This is a genomic window from Ruegeria sp. CF2, from assembly GCF_056537385.1.
Genome location: NZ_JBQFRL010000009.1, coordinates 1 through 5956, shown reverse-complemented (window position 1 = coordinate 5956; position 5956 = coordinate 1). Strand labels below are relative to the sequence as shown.

Below are 5956 nucleotides of genomic sequence, written 5' to 3'. Positions count from 1 at the left end.
CCCTTCACCGGCGCTGCTGAGGCGGTGTTGGTTGGTCGGAGTGACGGCCTGACGGACTGGAAAGACGGTTGAGACGCCTGGGAGAGACCGGGGGCATCTTGAGTTAGGGTTTAGGCGGGCGCGCTGATTTATTGGCGCAACGGTCTGGTTTTTGGCTCTTGGTGTTATGTTCTTTGACATTGCTGGATACTGAAGAGATATGTGGGCGGTTTGGTTCGTTTCGACGGATTGAATGTCTGTATATCGCGCTCTTAGGGTTTCGGTCCGATGATAGAGTGTCAGCTTCACTGTTTGAGTGGTTCACTGATTTCTTAGGAGATCTGTGTACATCAAACAGATGACTTCATCTGGTTTAGCCACCAGATGAGATGTGCAGAGGTTCGAACGTCAGGGATAGGTTAGCAATAGCCTTTCAACTTGAGAGTTTGATCCTGGCTCAGAACGAACGCTGGCGGCAGGCCTAACACATGCAAGTCGAGCGCGCCTTTCGGGGCGAGCGGCGGACGGGTTAGTAACGCGTGGGAATATGCCCAAAGGTACGGAATAGCCTCTGGAAACGGAGAGTAATACCGTATGTGCCCTTCGGGGGAAAGATTTATCGCCTTTGGATTAGCCCGCGTTAGATTAGGTAGTTGGTGGGGTAATGGCCTACCAAGCCTACGATCTATAGCTGGTTTTAGAGGATGATCAGCAACACTGGGACTGAGACACGGCCCAGACTCCTACGGGAGGCAGCAGTGGGGAATCTTGGACAATGGGGGCAACCCTGATCCAGCCATGCCGCGTGAGTGATGAAGGCCCTAGGGTCGTAAAGCTCTTTCGCCTGTGAAGATAATGACGGTAGCAGGTAAAGAAACCCCGGCTAACTCCGTGCCAGCAGCCGCGGTAATACGGAGGGGGTTAGCGTTGTTCGGAATTACTGGGCGTAAAGCGCACGTAGGCGGATCGGAAAGTTGGGGGTGAAATCCCGGGGCTCAACCCCGGAACGGCCTCCAAAACTATCGGTCTAGAGTTCGAGAGAGGTGAGTGGAATTCCGAGTGTAGAGGTGAAATTCGTAGATATTCGGAGGAACACCAGTGGCGAAGGCGGCTCACTGGCTCGATACTGACGCTGAGGTGCGAAAGTGTGGGGAGCAAACAGGATTAGATACCCTGGTAGTCCACACCGTAAACGATGAATGCCAGTCGTCGGGTAGCATGCTATTCGGTGACACACCTAACGGATTAAGCATTCCGCCTGGGGAGTACGGTCGCAAGATTAAAACTCAAAGGAATTGACGGGGGCCCGCACAAGCGGTGGAGCATGTGGTTTAATTCGAAGCAACGCGCAGAACCTTACCAACCCTTGACATCCTAGGACCGTCCCAGAGATGGGTCTTTCACTTCGGTGACCTAGTGACAGGTGCTGCATGGCTGTCGTCAGCTCGTGTCGTGAGATGTTCGGTTAAGTCCGGCAACGAGCGCAACCCACGTCCTTAGTTGCCAGCAGTTCGGCTGGGCACTCTAAGGAAACTGCCCGTGATAAGCGGGAGGAAGGTGTGGATGACGTCAAGTCCTCATGGCCCTTACGGGTTGGGCTACACACGTGCTACAATGGCAGTGACAATGGGTTAATCCCAAAAAGCTGTCTCAGTTCGGATTGGGGTCTGCAACTCGACCCCATGAAGTCGGAATCGCTAGTAATCGCGTAACAGCATGACGCGGTGAATACGTTCCCGGGCCTTGTACACACCGCCCGTCACACCATGGGAGTTGGTTCTACCCGACGGCCGTGCGCCAACCTTTTGGAGGCAGCGGACCACGGTAGGATCAGCGACTGGGGTGAAGTCGTAACAAGGTAGCCGTAGGGGAACCTGCGGCTGGATCACCTCCTTTCTAAGGATGTATCTAGTTAGATCTGTTCGCAGATCTCGTGATACACTTAGCAGAAGATCAACAAACAAAGTTGGTCAAACTCAAGGACCGAGCCGTCCTCATATCTCTTCAGACAGATGGATCCTGCGATTGGTGCTGGATCCGGCAAGGGGCCTTAGCTCAGCTGGGAGAGCGCCTGATTTGCATTCAGGAGGTCAGGAGTTCGATCCTCCTAGGCTCCACCATGATTTGCAGTCGGCCCTATTGAGAGATGGGTCGGTAGCTCAGGTGGTTAGAGCGCACGCCTGATAAGCGTGAGGTCGGAGGTTCAAGTCCTCCTCGACCCACCATTCCTCGCTTCGATCAGATCGTTGAGCACTTGATTTGAGTGTTCAACCGTCCGATTGGACGTATCCTTTGACATCGTTAAGAGAGAAATCAATCAACACTGTTTGATTGGCGCCGAGTGTGGCGTTGATCTCAGTCGTTCTCATCTTCGGGTGAGCGGGTTGTGACACGGGTGTTTCCTCGCCTGTCCACGGCTATCGCGGCTGAAACGAACAGAGTTGTCCAAGTCAAGTACACTAACCCGCATAACTTAACGGTTATGCATGTCTTCCATTCTCCGTGCGGGGCCGACCGACATCGGCAGCATGGGTTCCAGGATGGAAGGCGGGAAAGTATGCTTTTGGTTCAGAAGAAAGATCGCCTTTAGTTACCAGCTGGGCGGTCGCGATTGACATACTTGTGCTCAAGTAGCCGAATAGGCGGTAGCACAACTATCGTGTGTCTTTCTCTTTCTGGATCAAATCAAGCGCGAGAAGGGCGTTTGGTGAATGCCTTGGCAGCAAGAGGCGATGAAAGACGTGATACTCTGCGATAAGCCATGGGGAGCTGAGAATAAGCTTTGATCCATGGATCTCTGAATGGGGCAACCCACCTGAAAGCTTCATATTGTTATCTTTGATACTCAATATGGGGTTTAAACAGGTACTTAAGACCTGAATACATAGGGTTTTAAGGGCAAACCCGGGGAACTGAAACATCTAAGTACCCGGAGGAAAGGAAATCAATTGATACTCCCCTAGTAGCGGCGAGCGAACGGGGACCAGCCGAGCCGGATAAGTGAGAAGAACATGTTGGGAAGCATGGCCATAGCGGGTGACAGCCCCGTATTCGAAGCTTTGACGGACGTATTAAGTAGGGCGGAACACGTGAAATTCTGTCTGAAGATCGGAGGACCACCTTCGAAGGCTAAGTACTCCTTGCTGACCGATAGCGAACCAGTACCGTGAGGGAAAGGTGAAAAGCACCCCGACGAGGGGAGTGAAACAGTACCTGAAACCGAACGCCTACAATCAGTCGGAGGCTCCTAGCGAGCTGACGGCGTACCTTTTGTATAATGGGTCATCGACTTGGTCTCACGAGCAAGCTTAAGCCGTTAGGTGTAGGCGTAGCGAAAGCGAGTCTTAATAGGGCGTATGAGTTCGTGGGATCAGACCCGAAACCGAGTGATCTAGGCATGGCCAGGTTGAAGGTGCGGTAACACGCACTGGAGGACCGAACCCACATCCGTTGAAAAGGATCGGGATGAGCTGTGCCTAGGGGTGAAAGGCCAATCAAACTCGGAGATAGCTGGTTCTCTGCGAAATCTATTTAGGTAGAGCGTCATCCGAATACCCCGGGGGGTAGAGCACTGGATGGGTAATGGGGCCCCACAGGCTTACTGATCCTAACCAAACTCCGAATACCCGGGAGTACTAGATGGCAGACACACTGCGGATGCTAACGTCCGTAGTGGAGAGGGAAACAACCCTGACCTACAGCTAAGGCCCCCAATTCATGGCTAAGTGGGAAAGCAGGTGGGACGACCAAAACAACCAGGAGGTTGGCTTAGAAGCAGCCATCCTTTAAAGATAGCGTAACAGCTCACTGGTCTAAACAAGTTGTCCTGCGGCGAAGATGTAACGGGGCTCAAGCCATGAGCCGAAGCTTAGGATGCCGTAAGGCATGGTAGCAGAGCGTAGTGTGACATAGATCCATGCCTCCTTGATCCCTTCGGGGATATTGGAGGCGAGGATCTTTCGATGAAGCCGGCCTGTGAGGGATCCGGTGGAGAGATCACTAGTGAGAATGATGACATGAGTAGCGACAAAGAGTGTGAGAGACACTCTCGCCGAAAGTCCAAGGGTTCCTGCTTAAAGCTAATCTGAGCAGGGTAAGCCGGCCCCTAAGCCGAGGCCGAAAGGCGTAGGCGATGGGAACTAGGTTAATATTCCTAGGCCAGGAGGATGTGACGGATCACAGGTGTAGTTCAATCTTATCGGATTGATTGGGCTGCTGAGTGGTTCCTGGAAATAGCCCTCCATCAGACCGTACCCTAAACCGACACAGGTGGACTGGTAGAGCATACCAAGGCGCTTGAGAGAACGATGTTGAAGGAACTCGGCAAAATACCTCCGTAAGTTCGCGAGAAGGAGGCCCGGTTCCTAGGCAACTAGGGGCTGGGGGCACAAACCAGGGGGTGGCGACTGTTTATTAAAAACACAGGGCTCTGCGAAGTCGCAAGACGACGTATAGGGTCTGACGCCTGCCCGGTGCCTGAAGGTTAAAAGGAGAGGTGAGAGCCTTGAATTGAAGCCCAGGTAAACGGCGGCCGTAACTATAACGGTCCTAAGGTAGCGAAATTCCTTGTCGGGTAAGTTCCGACCTGCACGAATGGCGTAACGACTTCCCCGCTGTCTCCAACATCGACTCAGCGAAATTGAATTGCCTGTCAAGATGCAGGCTTCCCGCGGTTAGACGGAAAGACCCCGTGCACCTTTACTACAGCTTCGCACTGGCATCAGGACTGCAATGTGCAGGATAGGTGGTAGGCTTCGAAGCAGGGACGCCAGTTCCTGTGGAGCCTCCCTTGAGATACCACCCTTTGCATTCTTGATGTCTAACCGCGGTCCGTTATCCGGATCCGGGACCCTGCGTGGCGGGTAGTTTGACTGGGGCGGTCGCCTCCTAAAGCGTAACGGAGGCGCGCGAAGGTTGGCTCAGAGCGGTCGGAAATCGCTCGTTGAGTGCAATGGCAGAAGCCAGCCTGACTGCGAGACTGACAAGTCGAGCAGAGTCGAAAGACGGCCATAGTGATCCGGTGGTCCCGAGTGGAAGGGCCATCGCTCAACGGATAAAAGGTACGCCGGGGATAACAGGCTGATACTGCCCAAGAGTCCATATCGACGGCAGTGTTTGGCACCTCGATGTCGGCTCATCTCATCCTGGGGCTGGAGCAGGTCCCAAGGGTACGGCTGTTCGCCGTTTAAAGAGGTACGTGAGCTGGGTTTAGAACGTCGTGAGACAGTTCGGTCCCTATCTGCCGTGGGTGTAGGAGACTTGAGAGGAGTTGCCCCTAGTACGAGAGGACCGGGGTGAACGATCCACTGGTGGACCTGTTGTTGCGCCAGCAGCAGTGCAGGGTAGCTATGATCGGACAGGATAACCGCTGAAGGCATCTAAGCGGGAAGCCCCCCTCAAAACAAGGTCTCCCTGAGGGCCGTGGAAGACCACCACGTCAATAGGCCGGAGATGTAAGCGCAGCAATGCGTTCAGTTGACCGGTACTAATCGCCCGATAGGCTTGATTTGATCCAGTAACAGAAAGACAAATCACCAGAAGCATACACTGACCTTGAGTTGGACAACGTTGATTGATGTGAAACCCCGCAAGGGGTGACACAACAACCGTGCGGGAACGCGCATTCGCAAGCGAATACGCCGCCTCCCGTGCGTCGCCTTTTTGCAAAGCAAAAAGAGCGACGGGGATTTTCCTCGGTTTGGTGGTCATAGCGCAAGTGAAACACCCGGTCCCATCCCGAACCCGGAAGTTAAGCACTGCAGCGCCAATGGTACTTGGGCTCAAGCCCCGGGAGAGTAGGTCACCGCCAAACCTAGAAAAATCCCCCCTCTCTAAAACGATCAAAAAACACGACCAGGTCTCAAACAGCCAAATAGGCAACAGACCAACCCAAAGTGTCGCGGGATGGAGCAGCCCGGTAGCTCGTCAGGCTCATAACCTGAAGGTCGCAGGTTCAAATCCTGCTCCCGCAACCAAA

The 5956-nt window shown here is 53.7% G+C and carries 3 tRNA genes and 3 rRNA genes; all 6 read left to right on the top strand.

The annotated features are described in order from the left end of the window. The first annotated feature begins 413 nt into the window (after positions 1-413). The 6 genes from ACR0IR_RS18780 to ACR0IR_RS18755 all read left to right on the top strand — a co-directional run bounded on the left by ACR0IR_RS18780 (position 414) and on the right by ACR0IR_RS18755 (position 5954). Positions 414-1875, top strand: a 16S ribosomal RNA gene (locus tag ACR0IR_RS18780). Positions 1876-2023: 148 nt separating this feature from the next. Further along, positions 2024-2099: transfer RNA gene (locus tag ACR0IR_RS18775), tRNA-Ala, on the top strand. Positions 2100-2127: 28 nt separating this feature from the next. Continuing rightward, positions 2128-2204: transfer RNA gene (locus ACR0IR_RS18770), tRNA-Ile, on the top strand. Between the two features lie 458 nt (positions 2205-2662). After that, positions 2663-5489 (top strand): 23S ribosomal RNA (locus ACR0IR_RS18765). A 187-nt stretch (positions 5490-5676) separates the two neighbouring features. Beyond that, positions 5677-5791, top strand: a 5S ribosomal RNA gene (gene rrf / locus ACR0IR_RS18760). Together the 16S, 23S and 5S rRNA genes with 3 tRNA genes alongside form the textbook arrangement of a ribosomal RNA operon. Before the next feature lie 86 nt (positions 5792-5877). After that, positions 5878-5954, top strand: a tRNA-Met gene (locus tag ACR0IR_RS18755). Positions 5955-5956 lie beyond the last annotated feature (2 nt).